This is a genomic window from Collinsella sp. (genome assembly GCF_052346665.1).
GTDB lineage: Bacteria > Actinomycetota > Coriobacteriia > Coriobacteriales > Coriobacteriaceae > Collinsella.
Window position 1 is genome coordinate 1 of the sequence record NZ_DAWDUX010000036.1, and the last position, 541, is coordinate 541.

Sequence of the window (541 nt, forward strand, 5' to 3'; positions counted from 1 at the left end):
CTTCACGCAATCGCCCCGACACGCACAGGCCCCACCGCCGCGAAACACAAGCGCCCCCTCCCGCGCACGGAAACGGAAGGGGGCAGAAAGGTAGGTCGCAACCGATCGCAAGACGATTCAAGTGACCGGTCGGACGGCTATTGAGCGACCGCGGAGCCCACATGGGGTGCTTACGCTATGATCACGGCCGCAAAGCACCCATCGGGTACTAGATCACCATGCAGGCCACCGTCGTGATAACCATGCTCACAAGCGTGAGGATCACAATGAGCGGCATGGCGAACTTGAGCCACGTGGTCCACTCGATCTTGGCGAGTGACAGGCCACCCATGATCGCGCCGGAGGTGGGAGTAAACAGATTCACGACACCGATGGCGGACGAGAAGATCATGACCATGACCTCGGGCGAGAAGCCCAGACCGGCAGCCAGCGGACCCATAATGGGCATGGACACGGTTGCCATACCGGACGTGGACGGAATCAGGAAGGAAAGGCCAAAGTAGACCAGGAACGCCACAGGGGCGAAGATGAAGCTCGGAAC

The 541-nt window shown here is 60.6% G+C and carries 1 pseudogene; it reads right to left on the minus strand.

What is annotated here, in order from left to right:
* Positions 1 to 208: 208 nt before the first annotated feature.
* Positions 209 to 541: pseudogene (locus ACT8II_RS07230) on the minus strand (YfcC family protein); the annotation flags it as partial.